Annotated in this window: 19 protein-coding genes; 10 read left to right on the top strand and 9 right to left on the bottom strand. The window is 69.2% G+C overall.

The genetic code is table 11. From position 1 onward, the window contains the following. A partial coding sequence (locus tag AC5Y3P_RS15355; protein WP_500046769.1) for a serine/threonine-protein kinase PknH/PknJ occupies positions 1-1,653 on the top strand: 1,653 nt, incomplete at its 5' end. Here the strand turns inward: AC5Y3P_RS15355 and AC5Y3P_RS15350 are convergent. Beyond that, a complete protein-coding gene (locus AC5Y3P_RS15350) occupies positions 1,654-2,166 on the bottom strand; it encodes a M23 family metallopeptidase (RefSeq protein ID WP_500046768.1) in 513 nt (170 codons plus the stop codon). A 287-nt stretch (positions 2,167-2,453) separates the two neighbouring features. On the opposite strand from AC5Y3P_RS15350, the gene rpsB reads away from it, so the two are divergent. The 3 genes from rpsB (at position 2,454) to AC5Y3P_RS15335 (ending at position 5,703) form a co-directional block, all read left to right on the top strand. Next, the gene (rpsB, locus tag AC5Y3P_RS15345; RefSeq protein WP_500046767.1) at positions 2,454-3,281 is read left to right on the top strand and encodes a 30S ribosomal protein S2; all 828 of its coding nucleotides are present in this window, start codon (positions 2,454-2,456) and stop codon (positions 3,279-3,281) included. A gap of 18 nt (positions 3,282-3,299) precedes the next feature. Further along, entirely contained in the window at positions 3,300-4,115 is an 816-nt protein-coding gene (gene tsf, locus AC5Y3P_RS15340) for a translation elongation factor Ts (RefSeq protein ID WP_500046766.1), read from the top strand. Between the two features lie 184 nt (positions 4,116-4,299). Further along, entirely contained in the window at positions 4,300-5,703 is a 1,404-nt protein-coding gene (locus AC5Y3P_RS15335; protein WP_500046765.1) for an amidase, read from the top strand. A gap of 1 nt (position 5,704) precedes the next feature. On the opposite strand, the gene AC5Y3P_RS15330 is transcribed toward AC5Y3P_RS15335, so the two are convergent. From AC5Y3P_RS15330 to AC5Y3P_RS15310, 5 genes are read right to left on the bottom strand one after another with little or no spacing between them, the layout of a single operon-like run. Further along, positions 5,705-6,313 carry an ABC transporter ATP-binding protein gene (locus AC5Y3P_RS15330; protein WP_500046764.1) on the bottom strand — a complete coding sequence of 203 codons (609 nt, stop codon included), beginning with the start codon at positions 6,311-6,313 and terminating at the stop codon, positions 5,705-5,707. Beyond that, on the bottom strand, positions 6,310-7,080 hold the full coding sequence (locus tag AC5Y3P_RS15325; RefSeq protein WP_500046763.1) for an ATP-binding cassette domain-containing protein: 771 nt from the start codon (positions 7,078-7,080) through the stop codon (positions 6,310-6,312). Before AC5Y3P_RS15325 ends, AC5Y3P_RS15330 begins: the two co-directional genes overlap by 4 nt. Next, complete coding sequence (locus tag AC5Y3P_RS15320; protein WP_500046762.1) at positions 7,080-7,946, bottom strand: ABC transporter permease; 867 nt, start codon at positions 7,944-7,946, stop codon at positions 7,080-7,082. The genes AC5Y3P_RS15325 and AC5Y3P_RS15320 overlap by 1 nt, the downstream gene beginning before the upstream one ends. Further along, a complete protein-coding gene (locus tag AC5Y3P_RS15315; protein ID WP_500046761.1) occupies positions 7,943-9,016 on the bottom strand; it encodes an ABC transporter permease in 1,074 nt (357 codons plus the stop codon). Before AC5Y3P_RS15315 ends, AC5Y3P_RS15320 begins: the two co-directional genes overlap by 4 nt. Next, positions 9,004-10,596 (bottom strand): ABC transporter substrate-binding protein, encoded by a 1,593-nt coding sequence (locus AC5Y3P_RS15310; RefSeq protein WP_500046760.1) that lies wholly within the window; start codon positions 10,594-10,596, stop codon positions 9,004-9,006. The genes AC5Y3P_RS15315 and AC5Y3P_RS15310 overlap by 13 nt, the downstream gene beginning before the upstream one ends. 184 nt (positions 10,597-10,780) lie before the next feature. On the opposite strand from AC5Y3P_RS15310, the gene pyrH reads away from it, so the two are divergent. The 5 genes from pyrH to rlmN all read left to right on the top strand — a co-directional run bounded on the left by pyrH (position 10,781) and on the right by rlmN (position 15,436). Then, the gene (gene pyrH, locus AC5Y3P_RS15305) at positions 10,781-11,509 is read left to right on the top strand and encodes a UMP kinase (protein ID WP_500046759.1); all 729 of its coding nucleotides are present in this window, start codon (positions 10,781-10,783) and stop codon (positions 11,507-11,509) included. A 48-nt stretch (positions 11,510-11,557) separates the two neighbouring features. Beyond that, positions 11,558-12,115 carry a ribosome recycling factor gene (gene frr / locus AC5Y3P_RS15300; RefSeq protein WP_500046758.1) on the top strand — a complete coding sequence of 186 codons (558 nt, stop codon included), beginning with the start codon at positions 11,558-11,560 and terminating at the stop codon, positions 12,113-12,115. An 18-nt stretch (positions 12,116-12,133) separates the two neighbouring features. Further along, positions 12,134-12,997: a phosphatidate cytidylyltransferase gene (locus tag AC5Y3P_RS15295; protein WP_500046757.1), complete on the top strand. Its 864-nt coding sequence runs from the start codon at positions 12,134-12,136 to the stop codon at positions 12,995-12,997. Positions 12,998-13,088: 91 nt separating this feature from the next. Then, the gene (locus tag AC5Y3P_RS15290; RefSeq protein WP_500046756.1) at positions 13,089-14,192 is read left to right on the top strand and encodes a glycosyltransferase; all 1,104 of its coding nucleotides are present in this window, start codon (positions 13,089-13,091) and stop codon (positions 14,190-14,192) included. Between the two features lie 152 nt (positions 14,193-14,344). Beyond that, a complete protein-coding gene (rlmN, locus tag AC5Y3P_RS15285; RefSeq protein WP_500046755.1) occupies positions 14,345-15,436 on the top strand; it encodes a dual-specificity RNA methyltransferase RlmN in 1,092 nt (363 codons plus the stop codon). Between the two features lie 162 nt (positions 15,437-15,598). Here the strand turns inward: rlmN and AC5Y3P_RS15280 are convergent, their stop codons facing one another. The 3 genes from AC5Y3P_RS15280 to AC5Y3P_RS15270 are packed head-to-tail and all read right to left on the bottom strand — an operon-like array spanning position 15,599 to position 18,012. Beyond that, entirely contained in the window at positions 15,599-15,853 is a 255-nt protein-coding gene (locus AC5Y3P_RS15280) for a DUF2631 domain-containing protein (RefSeq protein ID WP_500046754.1), read from the bottom strand. 24 nt (positions 15,854-15,877) lie between these two features. Beyond that, complete coding sequence (locus AC5Y3P_RS15275) at positions 15,878-17,179, bottom strand: cryptochrome/photolyase family protein (RefSeq protein WP_500046753.1); 1,302 nt, start codon at positions 17,177-17,179, stop codon at positions 15,878-15,880. Between the two features lie 17 nt (positions 17,180-17,196). After that, positions 17,197-18,012: an N-acetylmuramoyl-L-alanine amidase gene (locus AC5Y3P_RS15270; protein ID WP_500046752.1), complete on the bottom strand. Its 816-nt coding sequence runs from the start codon at positions 18,010-18,012 to the stop codon at positions 17,197-17,199. A 79-nt stretch (positions 18,013-18,091) separates the two neighbouring features. Here AC5Y3P_RS15270 and AC5Y3P_RS15265 point away from each other — a divergent pair, with 79 nt between their 5' ends. Continuing rightward, on the top strand, positions 18,092-19,621 hold the full coding sequence (locus AC5Y3P_RS15265) for a serine/threonine-protein kinase (protein ID WP_500046751.1): 1,530 nt from the start codon (positions 18,092-18,094) through the stop codon (positions 19,619-19,621). Positions 19,622-19,627 lie beyond the last annotated feature (6 nt).

Below are 19,627 nucleotides of genomic sequence, written 5' to 3'. Positions count from 1 at the left end.
ATGGGTCACGTGTATGAGGCCGAGGACGTCCGCGATCGCCGTGTGGTCGCCGTGAAGTTGCTGTCGGCGCCGTTTTGCCAGGACGCGACATTCCGGGCTCGGATGCAGCGTGAGATGCAGGCCGTGCAGGGCCTGCGGCATCCGCAGCTGGTGGCGACCCACGACCACGGCGCGATCGACGGCCAACTGTATGTCGCGACGCCGCTGATCGATGCCGCCAGTTTGCGCGCGGTGCTGGACAGCTCAGGTGCGCTGCCTGCGCAGCGAGCAGTAGGCCTGCTCACCCAGGTAGCCGCGGGTCTGGACGCGGCGCATGCGGTACCGGTGCTGCACCGCAACCTCAAACCGGAGAAGATCCTGGTCTCCGCCGAGGACAGCGCGCTAGTGACCGGTCTCGGTGTCGGCAATGCCGCCACCGAACAGCAGTTGCTCTGGGCCGACGGCGTCGACGCAGCGAAATATTTTGCCCCGGAGCGGTTTTCCAATGCCGAGGTGACTCGTTCGGTCGACGTGTACGCGTTGGCGTGTGTGCTGTTCGAAGCGCTGACCGGTGCGGCGCCCTACTCCGACGCCACCGTCGAAGGCCTGGCCGATCAGCACGCGAAGGCCCCGATCCCGCGGGCGGTTGCCCTACGTGCCGACCTGCCAACGGATCTGGACGAAGTGGTCGCTCGGGGGCTGGCGAAGAGCCCGCAAGATCGCTACGCCAGTGCCGGCGAGTTGATGGCGGCCGCGCAGCAGGCGTTGAGTGCCAAGCAGACCGCAACGACCGATTACCAGATGCCGCCCCGCGAGCCCGCCTCGACGGCGGGCTATCAGGTGCCGGCGCAGGTGCAGGCCTCGACCACCGATTATCAGGTCCCGCCCCGGCAGCCGGCCCTGACGACCGGTTACCAGGCTCCGACCACCGGTTACCAGGCTCCGACCACCGATTACCAGGTCCCCTCGCAGCAGTGGGCTCAGCCGAAACGGACATCGGGTAAACGCCGGCTCGCCTGGGCCGGCGCCGGTGTGACCGCGATCGTGCTGATCGGTGCGGGCGCCGCGGTGGCGCTGACGCGGGGACCGTCGGCGGTGCCGGTACTGGCCGAGCATCAGCTCGAGTCGGTCCTGGTGGAAGCCGACCAACTCAACGAGATCATGTACACCACCGATCTCGAACCTGATGACGGGGGCGTGCAGGACACGTTGGTCCCCGGCGAGGACGACGGGGAATGGTCTGACCCGACCTGTTCTGGAATCCAGAGCGTTGGTGCGCGTGCGCTGTACCGGGACAGTGGCTACACGGCGGTTCGCCGGCTCACCATGCTGGTGCCCAACGAGCATGGCGTACAGCAGGCCGTCGTCGCATTTCCGTCGGCCGACCAGGCGCGGGCCTACCTGGAGGCCCAGGCGGAGAACTGGGAGCAATGTTCGGGGCGAACCCTCTCGATGCTCGACAACCCGGAGACTGTGATGAAGTACGACGGCTTCAGCAGGCAGGACGATGCCATCACGATCGCGGTTGCCCAGCAGGACACCGGCGGTTTCGGTTGTCAGCGCGTGCTGCGCGCGGTGTCCAACGTGGTGCTCGACGTGAACGCCTGCGGGTACGACATGACCGACGAAGGCGTCCGGGTGGCCGACGCCATGGTGACCCGACTGCCGCAGTGATCAACCGCCCAACGGTTTGAGCCGAATCCGGGTCGAGATCAGCAGCCCCAGTGGGTCGACGTAGTCGGCGTGGGCGGCGGGTCCCCACATCGCGCCCCAGTGCAGACACGCCGGGACGGGGCAGCCCTGATGCCCCGCCACCAGGGTGCCGATCGGCGTGCCGGCATCGACGCGTTGGCCAGGGCGAACCCTCGGCTGCACCGGCTCGTAACTGGTGCGCAGCCCACCCGGATGGGCCAGCGAGACCAGCGGCCGACCCGCCAACGCGCCGGCGAACACCACGGTGGCCGGCCCGGCTGCGTAGACGGCCTGTCCCGGTGCGCCGGCCAGGTCGACGCCACGGTGGCCGCGCTGCCAATTCGGCTTCGGGCCGTCGAATTCCCGCAGCACCGCCGGTTCCGGGTGCAGCGGCCAAACCAGACGCAGTGGCTCGGCCCGGGCCGGGGCCGCTGTGAGCGTCACCACCCCCAGCAGCGCCAACCACGCCACACCAGCCCGCACCCGTCGTCGCATCGGGCCAGTTCAGCGCGCTGCAAGCGCGGCCGCCAGGCTTCAGCCCCGGTGTTGGGGACCGCGGCGGCACTGTGGACGGAGCATCCCTTTCGTGGGTGTAAACTCATTCCCGCAGCTCGCTTGCGCGGGCTGACTTCGCGCGTCTGCACAACGGACTGTGGTTTGGGTCCGTGCCTTGTATGCCGGGCGGTCCCGTCTCGCGACGGGTCCGGCATCGAAGCAGTCGCCAGGGTTCGGCTTCACCCGATGCCGGACGACAACCGACAACTGAAGGACAAAGGCCGATCATGGCTGTTGTAACCATGAAGCAGCTGCTGGACAGCGGCGCTCACTTCGGGCATCAGACCCGACGCTGGAACCCCAAGATGAAGCGGTTCATCTTCACCGACCGCAACGGCATCTACATCATCGATCTGCAGCAGACGCTGACCTACATCGATAAGGCGTACGAGTTCGTCAAGGAAACCGTCGCCCACGGTGGCACCGTGCTGTTCGTCGGTACCAAGAAGCAGGCTCAGGAATCCATCGCCGACGAGGCCACCCGGGTGGGCATGCCGTACGTCAACCAGCGCTGGCTCGGCGGCATGCTGACCAACTTCCAGACTGTGCACAAGCGTCTGCAGCGGCTCAAGGAACTCGAGTCGATGGAGCAGACCGGTGGCTTCGAGGGTCGCACCAAGAAGGAAATCTTGATGCTGACCCGCGAGAAGAACAAGCTCGAGCGCAGCCTCGGCGGTATCCGGGACATGCAGAAGGTGCCTTCGGCCGTGTGGGTCGTCGACACCAACAAGGAGCACATCGCCGTCGGCGAGGCTCGCAAGCTGAACATCCCGGTCATCGCGATCCTGGACACCAACTGCGACCCCGACCTGGTGGACTACCCGATCCCGGGTAACGACGACGCCATCCGCAGCGCCGCGCTGCTCACCAAGGTGGTCGCTTCGGCGGTCGCCGAGGGTCTGCAGGCCCGTGCCGGTGCCGGCGCCACCGACGGCAAGCCCGAAGCCGGCGCCGAGCCGTTGGCCGAATGGGAGCAGGAGCTGCTGGCTTCGGCCACCACCGGCGCCCCGGCCGAGGCCGCTCCGGCCACCGAAACCACCACCGACGCTTCGTAATTCAGGAGAAGTCTTTACATGGCTAACTACACTGCCGCCGACGTCAAGCGCCTGCGGGAGCTGACCGGTGCCGGCATGCTGGACTGCAAGAACGCGCTGGCCGAGAGCGACGGCGATTTCGACAAGGCCGTCGAGGTGCTGCGCATCAAGGGTGCCAAGGACGTCGGCAAGCGCGCTGAGCGCGCGACCGCCGAAGGTTTGGTGGCCGGCAAGGACGGCGCGCTCATCGAGCTGAACTCCGAGACCGACTTCGTTGCCAAGAACGCGGAGTTCCAGGAGTTGGCCGCCAAGATCGTCGACGCCGCGCTGGCCGCCAAGGCCACCGACGTCGACGCCCTCAAGGCCGCCAAGGTGGGCGACTCGACCGTCGAGCAGGCCATCGCCGAGCTGTCGGCCAAGATCGGCGAGAAGCTGGAACTGCGCCGGGTGGCCTACTTCGACGGCACCGTCGAGCCCTACCTGCACAAGCGGGCTGCGGATCTGCCGCCGGCCGTGGGTGTGCTGGTCGAGTACACCGGCGACGGCAAGGACGCCGCGCATGCGGCGGCTCTGCAGATCGCGGCGCTCAAGGCCAAATACCTGTCCCGCGAGGACGTGCCCGAGGACATCGTCGCCAACGAGCGTCGGATCGCCGAGGAGACCGCCAAGGAAGAGGGCAAGCCGGAAGCTGCGTTGCCCAAGATCGTCGAGGGCCGGGTCAACGGTTTCTTCAAGGACGTCGTGCTGCTCGAGCAGCCGTCGGTGTCCGACAGCAAGAAGACCGTCAAGGCTCTGCTGGATGAGGCGGGTGTGACCATCACGCGGTTCGTCCGCTTCGAGGTGGGTCAGGCCTGACCCGCACCAAGGCTTGAGCGGCGCACCAAACCGCTCAATTTGGAAAACCCCGCGCCACGGCCGGCGATCCCGGCGGCGCGGGGTTTTGCCTTTCCGGGACAATGGTGCGCGCCGTGGTCGACGCTGCGGCCCGGGCCACCGGGTGGGATCCGGTCGGCCTGCCGGCCCTGCTAGCGTCCCCGGAGTGACCCGAGTACACGCCTTCGGCGACGACGCGCTCGGCGACCTCGACGCAGTCGCGGTCGCCGAAGCCATCAAGTCCGGTGCGATCTCGCGCAGCGAGGCCGTCGAGGCGGCCATCGAGCGCACCGAGAAACTCAACCCGGCACTGAACGGTCTGGCCTATCAGGCCTTCGACCGGGCCCGCGCGCAGGCGCAGACCAGTCACGCCGGTTCCTTCGACGGTGTGCCGTCGTTCGCCAAGGACAACACCGACATCGCCGGCATGCCGACCATGAAGGGCGCCGACGCCTGGACCCCGCGACCGCTGCCCGCCGATGGCGAGTTCTCCAAGCTCTTCCTGGCCACCGGGCTGAACATCCTGGGCAAGACCCAGATGTCGGAATTCGGCTTCAGCGCGGTGGCCGAACACCCCCGGCTCGGTGCGGTGCGCAACCCCTGGAACCCGGACTACACCGCGGGCGCCTCGTCCTCGGGTTCGGCGGCCTTCGTGGCTGCCGGTGCGGTGCCGATCGCGCACGCCAACGACGGCGGCGGCTCGATCCGGATCCCGGCCGCCTGCACCGGCCTGGTCGGCCTGAAACCGTCGCGCGGCCGGTTGCCGCTGGAGGCCGAACACGCCGAGATGCCGATCAAGATCGTCGCCAACGGTGTGCTGACCCGGTCGGTGCGGGACACCGCAGCGTTCTACGCCGAAGCCGAAAGGCATTGGCGCAACCCGAAACTGCCGTCGGTCGGCGACATCCGCGGGCCGGCACGGCGGCGGCTGCGGATCGCCGTGGTGACCCGTTCGATTCGCCGCGACAGCAGCCCCGAGGTGCGCGAGGCGACGCTGGCCACCGCCAAGCTGCTGGACGGACTGGGCCACCACGTGGAGGAACTCGACGAGATCCCGGTGCCGGCATCGTTCGTCGACGACTTCGTCGCCTACTGGGCGCTGCTGTCGATGGCGCTGGTGCGCGGCGGACGCAAACGGTTCGGCCCGACGTTCGACCGGACCCGGCTGGACAACCTGTCGCTGGGGCTGGACCGGCACGCCGGCCGCAATCTGCACCGGATGCCGCTGGCGATTGCCCGGCTGGCCCTGACCCGGCGGCGCACCGCCGCGCTGCACCGCAGCTTCGACGTGGTGCTGACCCCGACCCTGGCCGAGGCACCGCCACCGGTGGGGTATCTGGATCCGATGGCGGACTACGAGCAGACCATCAGCCGACTGATCGACTGGGTGGCGTTCACCCCGCTGCACAACATCACCGGCGATCCGGCGATCTCGCTGCCGCTGGCCCAGTCATCCGATGGCCTGCCGATCGGGATGATGTTCGCCGCCCCGACCGGGCAGGAAGCCCGGCTGCTGGAGCTGGCTTACGAACTCGAAGCCGCGCAGCCGTTCGCCCGGATCAGCAACTGAGTCAACCGAGTTCGAGGACCGTGTCGGCCAACGCGTCGACCAAACTGGGCGAGTGGCTGACCAGAACCAGCGCAGTTTCGGTCGCCAGCTGTTTGAGCACCAGCGAGATATCTTCGGCGGCAATCGGATCCAGCATCGCGGTGGGTTCATCGCAGAGCAGGTAGCGGGGCTGTTGCAGCAGCGCCCGACCCAGACACGCGCGCTGCAGTTGGCCGTCGCTGACCTGAGCCGGGAAACGGCCCAACAACTCCGGTTCCAGCCCCACCCGGGCGGTGACCTCGGCGATACCGGCCGACTCGCCGCGGATCACGGCCGGCTCGGCGATGATCCGGTCGAGCCGCCAGCGCGGGTTGCACACCGTGCGGGGATGCTGAGCCAGCAGCGCCACCGAACCCGGCGGCGGCGCAGGTTCGTCGTCGTAGTGCACGGCGCCCGCGTCGGGCCGGTGCAGCCCGGCCAGCGCCCGCAGCAGGGTGGTCTTGCCGCAGCCGGACCGCCCGGTCACGCCGAGCACCTCGCCGGTGCGCACGGTCAGCTCGACGTCACGCAGCACCGGCCGTTCGTCGAACCGCACCGTGAGGTGGCGGGCCGCCAGGACGTGGCCGGTCATGCCGGTGCCCCCGCGAAGAACCGCGACAGGTAATCGTCTGTGCTGAGCGTGATTTCGGCGGTGTCCTGCTGCACCAGCACGGTGCCGTTGCGCATCACCGCGATGTCGTGGCAGCCGTCGGCGGCCAGCAGCGACCCCAGGTCGTGCGTGATGACCAGCACCGCGACGCCGGTGGCCGCAGTGTCGGCGAGCAGCTGCCATACCAGCGCGGCATTGTCCGGATCCAACGCCGAGGTCGGTTCGTCGGCGATCAACACCCGTGGATCGCCGGCCAATGCCGCGGCGATGGCTGCGCGCTGCGCCATCCCGCCGGACAACTCGTGCGGGAACAGCGCCGCGTTGCCCGGATCCAGGTGGGCCAACTCGAGCAGCTCGGCGGGGCTGCGCTGCGCGCGCAACAGGCGGCACACCTCGGAAAGTTGTGCGCCCACGGTGCGCACCGGGGTTAACGACGTCGCTGCCGATTGCGGCACCAACCCGATCTGGTGACCGCGCAGCCGCCGCCACTGCCGCTCATCGGACCGCGCCAGGTCGGCGTCGTCGAAACGGATCTCACCGCGGATCGTCGATCCGGGCGGCAGCAGTCCGCAGAACGCAGCCGCGACAAGGGATTTGCCGCAGCCGGATTCGCCGATAAGGGCCGTCACCCGACCGGCGTGCAGGCTCAGGTCGGTGTCGGTCAAGGCGTGCACCACGGGTGCGTCGCGGCCCGGTCTGGTCGCGATGTCGACGCTGAGGGCACGCAATTCGGCAATCGGAGTCGTCATCACCACACCGTCCCGGATGGCGGTTCGTGCCGCCGTTGCAGCGCGGAACCCGCTGCGGCGAAGACCAGGGCAGTGCCGATCAGTGCGGTGGCCGGCACCGCCAGCGTCCACCACGCCCCGGTCAGCACGTCACCGCGGGCCTGCCCGATCAGGGTGCCCAGGCTGGCCTGATCCGGTGAGAGGCCGACGCCCAGGAACGACAGCGTCGACTCGTGCCACACCGCGTGCGGCAGCAGCATGATCATCGCGACCAGGGCCTGGCCGGTGGCGGCGGGCAGCAGGTGCGCGCGCATCACGAACCAGCGGGACCCACCGGCCAGCCGGGCGCTTTGCACCCAGCCGGCGTCGGCGACGGCCAGCAGCTCGGCGCGCACCACCCGGGCCACCGCGGGCCAGTGCGTCAGCGCGATCGAAGCGATGATCGCCAACGGGGCGCCGCGCCACATCGCAGCGATCACAATGCCCACCACCAGGTGCGGCAGCGCGTTGAAACCGTCGACCACCCGCATGGTGACGGCGTCGAACCAGCCGCCGACCAGCGCGGCCACCGTGCCGATGGTGACCCCGATCAAGGTGGCCGCCACCGCGCAGATGGCCGCGATCAGCAGCGAGATCTGCAACGCCTGCGCGCAGCGGACCACCAGGTCGTAGCCGAAGTGGTCGGTGCCGGCCAGGTGCGTGGCGCTCGGCGGCTGCAGGGCGGCGGCGAAGTCCGCGGACTGCGGGCCGGCCAACGCCGGGATGGCCAGCGCGGCGGCGGCGATCAGCAGCAACACCAGCGCCGGCCACGCCCACAGCGCTGCGCGGAGCCGACCCAGCCGGCCCGCGCCGACGTCGGGGGCAGTCGGCAGGAAGGTCGCGGTCATGCGCGCATCCCGATCCGTGGATCGATGAACACTGCGGCGGCATCGGAGAGCGCCGAACCCAGCAGCACCGCGGCGGCAGCGCCCACGGTGAGCGCGGCCAGCAGCGGGAAGTCAAGCGCGGCAGCTGAATCCACCAGCACCGCGGCCACCCCCGGCCAACCGAACACGGTCTCGACGATCGCGGCGCCGGCGATCAACTCCGGCAGCCGGGTGCCCAACAAGGCGAACGTCGGCAACACCGACACCGGTGCGATATGCCCGCGCAGCAGCGGCCAACCGTGCACCCCGCGGGCCCGGGCGGCCAGCACGGCATCCGAAGCGCACGCGTCGAGCACCGCCGCGCGGGTGGTCAGCAGCAGCCACGGGATCTGCGAACAGACCAGCGCGATCAGCGGCAAGATCAGGTACGTCGGCAGGGTCGCAGCGCTGTAGTCACCGCCCGGCGGGCGGGCACCCGAGGTGGGAAACCAGCGCAGCGCCACCGCGAACACCGTCACCAGAGCCAGCGACACCACAAACGGCGGCACCGAGGCGAACACCACGGCGATGTTCGAGCACAACCGGTCGACCCAGCCGCGGCGCATGCCGGCGATACAGCCGAGCAGGATGGCCAGTGTCGCGGCCAGCAGCAGCGCGGTGCCGGACAGCAGCACGGTGAACGGCATCCGGTCGGCCAGCACCGCGGCCACCGGCTGCGACTGCGTCGAGGACCAGCCCAGGTCACCCTGTACGGCGCCGCTGAGCCACTGCCACCAGGCCTGCCACCACGGCTGATCCAGGTCGTAGGCAGCGCGCATGGCTTCGCGCTGGGAGGGGGTGGCGCGCTGATAGTTCGCACCCAGATGGGCCGCCAGCGGGTCGAACGGCGACAACGACGCCACCGCGAACATCGCGAAGGACACCGCCGCGGTCACCGGGACCGCGATCGCGGTCCGAATCACCAACAGCCGCAGCGCCAAACGCATTCGGCGCGGGGTTCGCGGTGCCGGTCCGCCCGGCGGTGCGGGGCCGCCCGGCGGTGCGCCGGCAGCGCCCTTGGCCGCGGGTTGCCGCCGGGTCAGCGTGTCCATGCGTCCAGCCGCCACCACGGGCCCCAGGCCACGCCGTGCGAGTGCGGCTCCAGGATCGGCGGGGTCTGATTCCAGCCCAGATTCCGGTAGGCGTAGGTGTGGTCCAGGAAGGTCAGGAACACGCTGGAGGGCTGCTCGACGTAGCGGGCCTGGATGTCGCGGTAAAACTGATCCTTGGCTGGGCCGTCGGGGGACTGCCGGGCCTTGTCGAGCAGATCGTCCAGGCCGGGCGCGGTGAAGTTGCCCGGATTGGAGTACGGCGAGGAGTCCGGCAGCCGGGTGTGCAGGGTGTCGTACACCTGGGCGTCGATGCTGTAGGGCGTGGCGCCACCGCCGAGCAGCACCGCGGCGTCGGCGAACCGGGTGTCGATCTCGTCCCAGCTGGTGCCGCGGGTGCGCACCGTGATGCCCAGCGGCTGCATGGCAGCAGCGAACGCCACCGCCAGGTCCCGGCGCAGGCTGTCCGATGCGTTGTAGAGCAGCTCGAATTCGGCTGGCTGGCCGTCCTTTTCGCGCAGGCCGTCCGGTCCGGCAGTCCAGCCGGCGTCGTCGAGCAGCGTCGCGGCGCGTTCGGGGTCGAAGGCGAAAGTGGCCTCGGGTTGGTAGGCCGGACCGTAGATCGCGGCGACCGGGGTGTGCGCGGGCCGGCCGTGACCGTCGAGCACATCGGCGATGACCGTCTCTCGGTTCACCACGTAGTTCATCGCGAGCCGGGCCTGCGGGTCGGCGGTGAACGGGTTGCCGGCCGGGAACGACACCGCGCGCCAGTCCGCGGATTTCACCGCCACGGTTGCCACGTCGTCGCTTCGGACCGACTCGATCAGCTTCGGCGGCAGGTTGGCGCCGTCGACCTCACCGGTGCTGATGCGCTGCGCGCGGGCGTTGTCGTCGGGGGTGTGGCTGTAGACGATCCGGGCGAGTTGCGGGCGGGTACCCCAGTAGTCGTCGCGGGCCACCAACACAGCTTGGTCGGGCCGCAGGCTTTCCAGTCGGTACGGACCGGTGCCCACCGGTTCGGTGTTCAGCGCCCAGTCGGCGGCCGGTTCGTCTTCGACCCGCTCGGAGGGTGCGATGCCGACCAGCAGATAGGGCGCCGGGTCGGCCTCGGTGTCCATCGTGACGATGACGGCGTCGGGGCCGTCGGCGCGCACCTCGGTGACCGGGGCGACGTCGGTCGCGATCTCGGAGGCCACCGTCGGGCTCTTGAGCGCGGCGTAGGTGGCGACGACGTCGGCGGCGTCGAAGCTGGTGCCGTCGGAGAAGGTCACCCCGCTGCGCAGCGGTAGCCGCCAGGTGCGTGGCGCGACCTTGGTGGGGAGTTCGGCGGCCAGCGCCGGCACCAACTCGGGCAGGTGGTCGTCGGAGTCGGCCTCGGGCCGCAGCAACCCCTCGTAGATCGGGGACACGCCGAGCTGGGCGTACCCGGACAGCGGGTTGTAGCCGCCGAGGTCGTAGGCCTCGGCCAGGACGATCTGATCGGTGGGCCGGTCGCCGGCCGGCGAGCATGCGGTCAAGGCCAATGCCGCGGCTGCTGCCGCGGTGAGGAACGCGCGGGCCGACATGGCCACCTTTCGATTCATCTGTTCAGGTAGACAGGCGATGTTACCCGGTTCGACGCTGCCCACCGGGTCCGGATCCGACACGTGCGCCCCGCGACATGCCGAGCGCACTCGATGAGGCAGGATGATGCCTGGCCGTCCTGGCCGGGCCGGGATGGTTCTCGTTCCGTACGGACTTCTTCGAGCCTGATGGGGGCCGCGACTGATGACCACTGCCGCCGAAATCCGTCCCAAGTACACGCGGGTGCTGCTCAAGCTCGGCGGGGAGATGTTCGGCGGCGGCGAGGTGGGACTGGACCCGGATGTGGTGTCCCAGGTGGCCCGTCAGATCGCCGAGGTGGTCCGCAGCGGTGTGCAGGTGGCGGTGGTGATCGGCGGCGGCAACTTCTTCCGCGGCGCGCAGTTGCAGCAGCGCGGGATGGAACGCACCCGCAGCGACTACATGGGCATGCTCGGCACCGTGATGAACAGCCTTGCGCTGCAGGACTTCCTGCAGAAGGAAGGCATCGACACCCGGGTGCAGACCGCGATCACCATGGGCCAGGTGGCCGAGCCCTACATACCGTTGCGCGCGGTGCGGCACCTGGAGAAGGGCCGCGTGGTCATCTTCGGCGCCGGCATGGGTCTGCCGTATTTCTCCACCGACACCACCGCCGCGCAGCGCGCCCTCGAGATCGGTGCCGAGGTGGTGCTGATGGCCAAGGCGGTCGACGGGGTGTTCACCGACGATCCGCGGTCCAATCCGGATGCCGAACTGCTCACCGCGATCAGCCATCGTGAGGTCATCGACCGCGGCCTGCGGGTGGCCGATGCCACCGCGTTCTCGCTGTGCATGGACAATGGCATGCCGATCCTGGTGTTCAACCTGTTGACCGACGGCAATATCGCGCGCGCCGTGGCAGGTGAGAAGATCGGAACACTGGTCACCACCTGACCCCAGGTGGCTGATGGCAACAGTTGGGCGGCGACGGGAGAGGGAACAGTGATCGACGAGGTGCTCTTCGACGCCGAGGAGAAGATGGAAAAGGCCGTCGCGGTGGCCCGTGAGGATCTCTCCGGCATCCGTACCGGCCGCGCGAATCCGGGCATGTTCAACCGGATCAACATCGACTACTACGGCGCGATGACTCCCATCACCCAGCTGTCCTCGATCAACGTGCCGGAGGCCCGGATGGTCGTGATCAAGCCGTATGAGGCCAGCCAGCTGCGCAACATCGAAGATGCGATCCGCAACTCGGATCTGGGCGTGAACCCCACCAACGACGGCACCATCATCCGGGTCACCGTCCCGCAGCTGACCGAGGAGCGTCGCCGCGACCTGGTCAAGCAGGCCAAGGGCAAGGGTGAGGACGCCAAGGTGGCCATCCGCAACATCCGTCGCAAGGCGATGGAGGAGCTCAACCGGATCAAGAAGGACGGCGAGGCCGGCGAGGACGAGGTCGGCCGCGCCGAGAAGGATCTGGACAAGTCCACCCACACCTACACCGACCAGATCGACGAGTTGGTCAAGAGCAAGGAAGGCGAGCTGCTGGAGGTCTGAGACCGCCAGTGAGTCACCGTGTCTGAAACCGAGAGCGGCTCGGCCGCCGCGCCGCCACCCAAGGCATCGCGCGCCGGGCGTAACCTGCCCGCAGCCATCGCCGTCGGCGTCGCGCTGGGCGGGTCGCTGATCGCGATCCTGCTGCTCAAGCCCTACATCTGGATCGGCGTGGTGGCCGTCGCGATCGCGATCGCCACCCACGAGGTGGTGCGCCGGCTGCGCGAGGGCGGATTCTCCATCCCGGTGATCCCGCTGCTGATCGGCGGCCAGGCGATGATCTGGCTGACTTGGCCGTGGGGTCCGGCCGGCGCACTGGGCGCGTTCGGCGGCACGGTCCTGGTGTGCATGGTGTGGCGGCTGCTGTCCCAAGGGCTGAGTGAGGCGCCGCAGAACTATCTGCGCGACGTATCCGTCACGGTGTTCCTGGCCGCCTGGATCCCGCTGTTCGGCGCGTTCGGCGTGCTGCTGGTCTATCCCGACGACGGCTGGGCCCGGGTGTTCTGCGTGCTGCTGGCCGTGGTGTTCTCCGACATCGGCGGCTACACCGCCGGGGTGCTGTTCGGTAAGCACCCGATGGTGCCGGCGATCAGCCCGAAGAAGTCCTGGGAGGGCTTCGCCGGGTCGCTGATCTGCGGCACCGGGATGGCGGTGCTGGCGGTGACGTTGCTGATGGACAAGCCGTTCTGGGTCGGCATCCCGCTGGGCATCTTCCTGGTGATCACCGGAACCCTGGGCGATCTGGTGGAGTCCCAGGTCAAGCGTGACCTCGGGATCAAAGACATGGGCACGCTGCTGCCCGGGCACGGCGGCATCATGGACCGGATCGACTCGATCCTGCCGGCCGCGGCGGCCAGCTGGATCGTGCTGACGCTGCTGGCCTGACGCGGGGGTGACGCGGTAGTTCACCGGCGCTTCGCATGGCGGACGCGGCGGCGTCACCGCGGCCACATCCGGTTCCGGTCTGCTGGACCGAGTGCGTGTGGTTCAGGTGGCCAACTTCTACGGCCCGCGATCCGGCGGTCTGCGGACCGCCGTCGACCAACTCGGGGCGCAGTACAGCGCGGTCGGCCATCAGGTCTTCCTGGTGGTGCCGGGCGCGCGGCGAGAACACCGCGTGCTGCCGTCCGGGGTGACTCGAATCTCGGTGCCGGCCCGCCAAATTCCATTCACCGGCGGCTACCGGGCCGTGCTGCCCGGGCCGGTGACCGAGATCCTGGACGAACTGGCACCCGATGCGTTGGAGGTCTCCGACCGGTTCACGTTGCGCTCGCTGGGCCGCTGGGGCGCGCGCCGCGGGGTGCGCACGGTGATGATCTCGCATGAGCGGTTGGACCGGCTGACCGGCCAGATTCTGCCGCGGACCATGGCTCGCTTGCTGGCCGACGTCGCCAATCGGCGCACCGCTCGCGACTACGACACCGTGCTGTGCACCACCGCGTTCGCGCGCGCCGAGTTCGACCGGATCGGCGCCGACAACGTGATGACCGTCCCGCTGGGCGTCGATCTCGACGTGTTCCACCCCGTACATTTCTCCACCGCGCTGCGGGACCGCTGGGTTTCGCCCGGCCAACTGCTGTTGGTGCACTGCGGTCGGCTGTCCATCGAGAAGCGGGTCGACCGCAGCATCGCGACTGTGGCCGCGCTGCGGGATCGCGGTGTGGGCGCCCGGTTGGTGATCGCCGGGGACGGCCCGCTGCGCTCGCGGCTGCAACGGCAGGCCGCCGGGCTGTCGGTCGAGTTCACCGGTTTCCTCGGTGAGCGCACGGACGTCGCAACGCTTTTGGCGTCCGCGGACGTGGTGCTCTCACCCGGCCCGCACGAAACGTTCGGCCTCGCCGCGCTGGAGGCGCTGGCCTGCGGCACCCCGGCGGTGGTGTCGCGCACCTCGGCGCAATCGGAGATCCTGTGCCCGGACAGCGGGGTCTGCGCCGACAACGACCCGCGGGCGTTCGCGGCCGCGGTGACCGGCCTGATCGAACGGCCCGAAGCGCAGCGCCGCAGTGCTGCCCGCTCCCGGGCCGAGAAGTTCAGCTGGCCGTCGTCGGCGGCCGGCATGCTGAGTGCGCTCGGGGCATGAGGCGTCGGCGCTGACCTCTGCACGCGAAATTTTCAGAAGAAACCGGTGCGCAGGTACCGTGATGTGGTGAGTCAGATCCCGAACACCGCCCTGCGGCGCACCGTCGTCGCGGTGTTCGGTTGCGTTCAAGGCGATCCCACGGCAGTGACGCCGTGAAGCAGGAACTGGTCTTCGAGGCGCCTCGCCGGGCGTTGCCGCCACGGCATTTCGCCGATCTGGACGCGGCCGGGCGGGTCGCGGCGGCTGCCGAATTGGGGTTGCCGGCATTTCGGGCCAAGCAGCTGGCCAACCAGTACTACGGGCGGCTGATCGCTGACCCGGCGCAGATGACCGATCTGCCCGCCGCGCTGCGGGAACAGGTTGCCGCAGAACTGTTTCCGGCGTTGTTGACCCCGGTCCGGCAGGTCCAGTGTGATGCCGGGGAGACCCGCAAGACGCTGTGGCGGGCACACGACGGCACCACCTTCGAGTCGGTGCTGATGCGTTATCCGGATCGGGCCACGGTGTGCATCTCGTCACAAGCCGGCTGCGGGATGGCCTGCCCGTTCTGCGCCACCGGTCAGGGCGGGTTGACCCGCAACCTGTCCACCGCCGAGATCCTCGAGCAGGTCCGGGTGGCCGCGGCCACCATGCGCGACGAGTTCGACGGCCGGCTGTCCAACGTGGTGTTCATGGGCATGGGTGAACCGTTGGCCAACTACTCGCGAGTGCTTGCGGCCGTGCAACGCATCATCGACGCGCCGCCGAACGGTTTCGGGATCTCGGCGCGTTCGGTGACGGTGTCCACCGTCGGCCTGGCACCGGCGATCCGTCGGCTGGCCGATGAACGGCTCGGCGTCACGCTGGCGCTGTCACTGCACACACCCGACGACGAGTTGCGCGACACCCTGGTCCCGGTGAACAACCGCTGGGCGGTCGACGAGGCACTGGCCGCCGCGCGCTACTACGCCGACGTCACCGGGCGGCGGGTGTCGGTCGAGTACGCCTTGATCCGGGACGTCAATGACCAGCCCTGGCGGGCCGATCTGCTGGGCAAGAAACTGCACGCGGTGTTCGGTCCGCTGGTGCACGTCAACTTGATTCCGTTGAACCCGACGCCGGGCAGTGAGTGGGACGCCAGCCCCAAGCCGGTCGAGCGGGAGTTCGTCCGACGGGTGCGGGCCAAGGGGGTGTCGTGCACGGTGCGGGACACCCGCGGCCGGGAGATTGCAGCGGCGTGCGGCCAGCTAGCGGCGGAAGGGTAGCGGTCAGCGGTCAGTGCGCGTCAAAAGTGTGCACAGATGACACCGCTGCGGGCCGGCATTTGCAATATGCACATGCCGCCGCTCAGCGGTGACACTAATGCACGCAACTCGGTCCCTGGCGACCAAGGTTCGCTAGCCGCCGACGCAGCAGACGGTCAGCGGTCAGCGGATGAAGCCGCGCCGACGACCCCACCAGTCGCGGAAGATCATCCCGAGGATCGCGATGACGAAGCCGAGCACCCAGATGTTCTCCACGTTGCTCTCGTGGTGGCCATCCAGCGTCAGCAGCAGGAATGCGACGATCAGAAATCCGGCGACGTACCAGGTGCGGTGGCTGAACTTGCTCCAACCCCACTTCGCCGACGGAACCTCGGCCTCGTCGACATCGCTGTACCGCTCGACTTCAGTGCTGACCATGCCCGACATTGTGGCATACCGGTTTCAGCCGATCGCGGCGTAGCGGCGCAAAGCCTCCGCGCGCTCCACTGCGTGGTCGACGATCGGCTCGGGGTAGTCGACGGTCCCGGCCTCCGGCACCCAGCGCCGGACGTAGTCGCCGGTGGGATCGAACTTGGATTGCTGGGTGGTGGGGTTGAACACCCGGAAGTAGGGGGCGGCATCGGTGCCGCTGCCGGCAGCCCACTGCCAGCCGTGCTGATTGCTGGCCAGATCAGCGTCGAGCAACTGCTCGAGGAACCACCGCGCGCCCCACTGCCAGGGCAGATGCAGATCCTTGACCAAGAACGACGCGGTCAGCATTCGGACCCGGTTGTGCATGAACCCGGTCTGACGCAGCTCGCGCATGCCGGCATCGACCAGTGGGAAACCGGTGCGGCCCGCTGTCCAGGCCGCGAACACCTGCTCGGCTTCGGGGCCGACGTCCACTTCGATGCCGTCGAAAGCCGGGTTGAAGTTCTGCCACGCGGTGTGCGGCCAGGCCGCCAGTACCGACCCGTAGAAGTCCCGGAATGCCAGCTCGCGCAGGTAGGCCTGCGGACCCGGCTCGGCTGCGCCGAGATCGGCGGCCAGGGTGCGCGGGTGCACGACCCCGAAGTGCAGGTACGCCGACATCCGGCTGGTGGTGTCCAGATCGGGGCGGTCCCGATCGGTGGCGTAGCCGGCGAGGTGCTCGGCGACGAACTGTCGCCAGCGTTGCCGGCCGGCCTGCTCGCCGGCCGGCAGGCTCAGTGCGACACCCTCATCGGGCAGCTCGCAGCTGTGCAACCCGAGCTCAGCCGGGTCCACCCAGTCGGCCGATGCCACATCGGTGTCGGCGGGCCGGCGCCAACCGTGCTCGCACCAACGCCGGTAGAACGGCGTGAACACCCGGTAGTGCGAGCCGTCGTCCTTGACCACACGCCCCGGCGACACCAGATACGGCGAGCCGGTCGCCACCAGCGGTGTCGGGCCGAGACGAGCGCGAACGGCGTCGTCGCGGCGGACGCCGAACGGGGTGTATTCAGCCGAGATGTGCACCGACTCGGCGCCGATAGCGTCGGCCAGCTGTGGGATGCGCCGCTCCGGGCGACCGTCGAGGATCAACAGCCGGCCGTGGAGGTCGTCGCGCAGTGCACGCAGGCAGTCGTAGAGGAACTGGCGCCGGCGCGGACCCGCCGAGGCGATCAGCCGAGGATCGAGTACATGGCAACCCAACACCCGCGCGCCGTCGGCGCCGGCTTCGGCCAGTGCCGGCAGATCGTGCAGGCGCAGATCGCGGCGAAACCACAGCAGCCGCACCGGCATTGCGCTCCCGACCCGGCTCAGCGGCCGGCCTGGATGGCGGCGATCCGGTTGTCGGCGTCCGGTCCGCAGATCATGTTCATGGTGATCGTTCCGGCGTCCATCTGTTCTTTGACGCGGGCCTGGAGATCACCGGACTTCACGTGGGCGTCCAGGCTGGCGCCCGGGCAGGCGGTGCCGGCGAAATCCTTGTGCGCACCCAGGGTGTCCGGCGAGACCGCGATGCCGTAGGTCTGCGCGGCCCAGGCGAACACCTTGGCGGCAGCGTCGAGTTGGGCTTCGGAGACCTCTTCTTCGTCGAAGTTGCCCTCGGCCACCACCAGGAAGTGCCCGGTCGGGTCGTACTCGGTGGCGGTGTCACCGACCAGCAGTGGGTCGCGCAGTTCGTAGACGTTGCCGTTGCGGTCGACGCTGAAGTGGTAGGCGATGTCGATCCAGCCCTGTTGATCCTGGTGGTAGCTCTGATGCTGTTGCAGACGCGCGACCGCGTTGCTGTTGGAGCCGAGGAACGCCGCGGTGTGATGGATCGTCATCCGGACCGGTGTGTGCGGGGTGCCCGCGCCGCGCGGCGGTTGGGCGCCCCAGGACTCCCGGCACAACACATCGAGCGAAACCGGCGCTGCCGGTGGGGGAGGCTCGGGGCTCGCGGCGGGCTCTGGTGCCGGCTCAGGTGACGGCGACGCGGGCTGCGGTGAGGTCTCGGTCGGCGTTGCGCGGGCCTGCTGATCATTGCGCGCGCATGCCGCCATGACCGCGGCCAACCCGGCGCCGGTGGCCAGCAACAGCCGGCGACGAGTCAGCGGTTGCAGGCGGGTGATCTGCTCGGAAGCGTCCACGCCGTCACCCTACGCAACCGCGGTCTCCGGTACGGCGCGACCGCGCCGGAATGTCGCTGCCGCTGGGTAGGATCCGGCCATGGACTTGGCCGAGGGGGCGGTGTTCGCCGGGTACACGATCGTGCGACCGCTGGGGCGCGGCGGAATGGGGGAGGTTTACCTTGCCCGACATCCACGGCTACCACGGCAGGAGGCGCTGAAGATCCTGTCCGCGAGCGTGAGCGCCGATGCCGAATATCAGCAGCGGTTCGTGCGGGAGGCTGACATCGCGGCATCGCTGTGGCATCCGCACATCGTGGCGGTGCACGACCGGGGTGAATTCGAAGGTCAGCTTTGGATTGCGATGGACTACGTCGAGGGCACCGACGCGGCCCGGTTACTGCGTGACCGTTACCCGCGCGGGCTGCCGCCACACGCGGTCACCGAGATCGTGTCGGCGATCGCCGAAGCGCTGGACCATGCGCACCAGCGGCGCCTGCTGCACCGCGACGTCAAACCGGCGAACATCCTGCTCACCGAACCGGATTCCGGGCCGCGCCGGATCATGCTGGCCGACTTCGGAATTGCCAAAGCGGCCAATGAGAGCAACAACCTGACCGCGACCAACATGGCGGTCGGCACGGTCGCCTACGCTGCGCCTGAACAGCTCACGGGTGATCCGATCGACGGGCGGGCAGACCAATACGCGTTGGCCTGCACGGCGTTTCAGCTGCTCTGCGGTCAGCAGCCCTACGCCAGCTCCAACCCGGTCGTGGTGATCGGTCACCACTTGTCTTCGCCGCCGCCGCGTCTGGCGAGTCTGCGGCCCGACCTTGCGCCGTTCGATGCGGTCCTGGCCAGGGCGATGGCCAAGGACCGTGATCAGCGCTACGGCAGTTGTCGCGAGTTCGCGGCTGCGTTGGCGGCCGCACAAACCACGACCGCGGCGGCCGCCGCGCACACCCTGCTGGCCGCCGGGCCACCTCCGGCACCGGTATCGGCACCGCCGGCTTACCCGCCGCAGAGCTATGCACCGCCCCCGGCGGCCGCGCCGCCGTCGTCGGGGATGCGGCCCGCGGTCCTGGTCGCCGCGGCGGCGGTGGCACTGTTGGCGGTCGGCGTGGTGGCGTTCATGGGAACCAAGCTGGCGCAGACGAATTCGGATTCCTCGGCGTCCACCGTCCGGCAGACCGCCACGCACACCATCACCGACCGGCGTACTTCAGAGCCGGAGCAGACCAGGACGACCACCGCCACGCCGACCCGCACGCCGACCAGCACCCGGCCCGCCAAACCGTACGGGGATCTGGGGCTTTCGACGCCGATGAGCCAACCGGCCTGCGACGGTCAGGGCATCGTGATCCTGGGTTCGGTCACCACGCCGGGGCAGTATGCGCAGGGTGTGCAGCGGCTGCTCAACGCCAACCCCGGCGCGTCGTATCTGCGCACCGACCAGACCTGCCCGTCGTTGCGGGCCACCGACGACAGCGGCAATGCGATCTATGCGGTGTACCGCCCCGGTGGCCGCACCGAGGGCCAGCTGTGTTCAGCGGTTCGTAGTGCCGGCGGTGACGCGTACGGCAAGTGGCTCGACACCACGACCGACCCGAATTTCTACCTGACCTGCTGAAAGCGC

The sequence above is a fragment of the Mycobacterium sp. NGS45 genome (assembly GCF_059812645.1).
The sequence above is the reverse complement of the archived record's forward strand: the minus strand, read 5'-3'. Positions and strand labels throughout refer to the sequence as shown.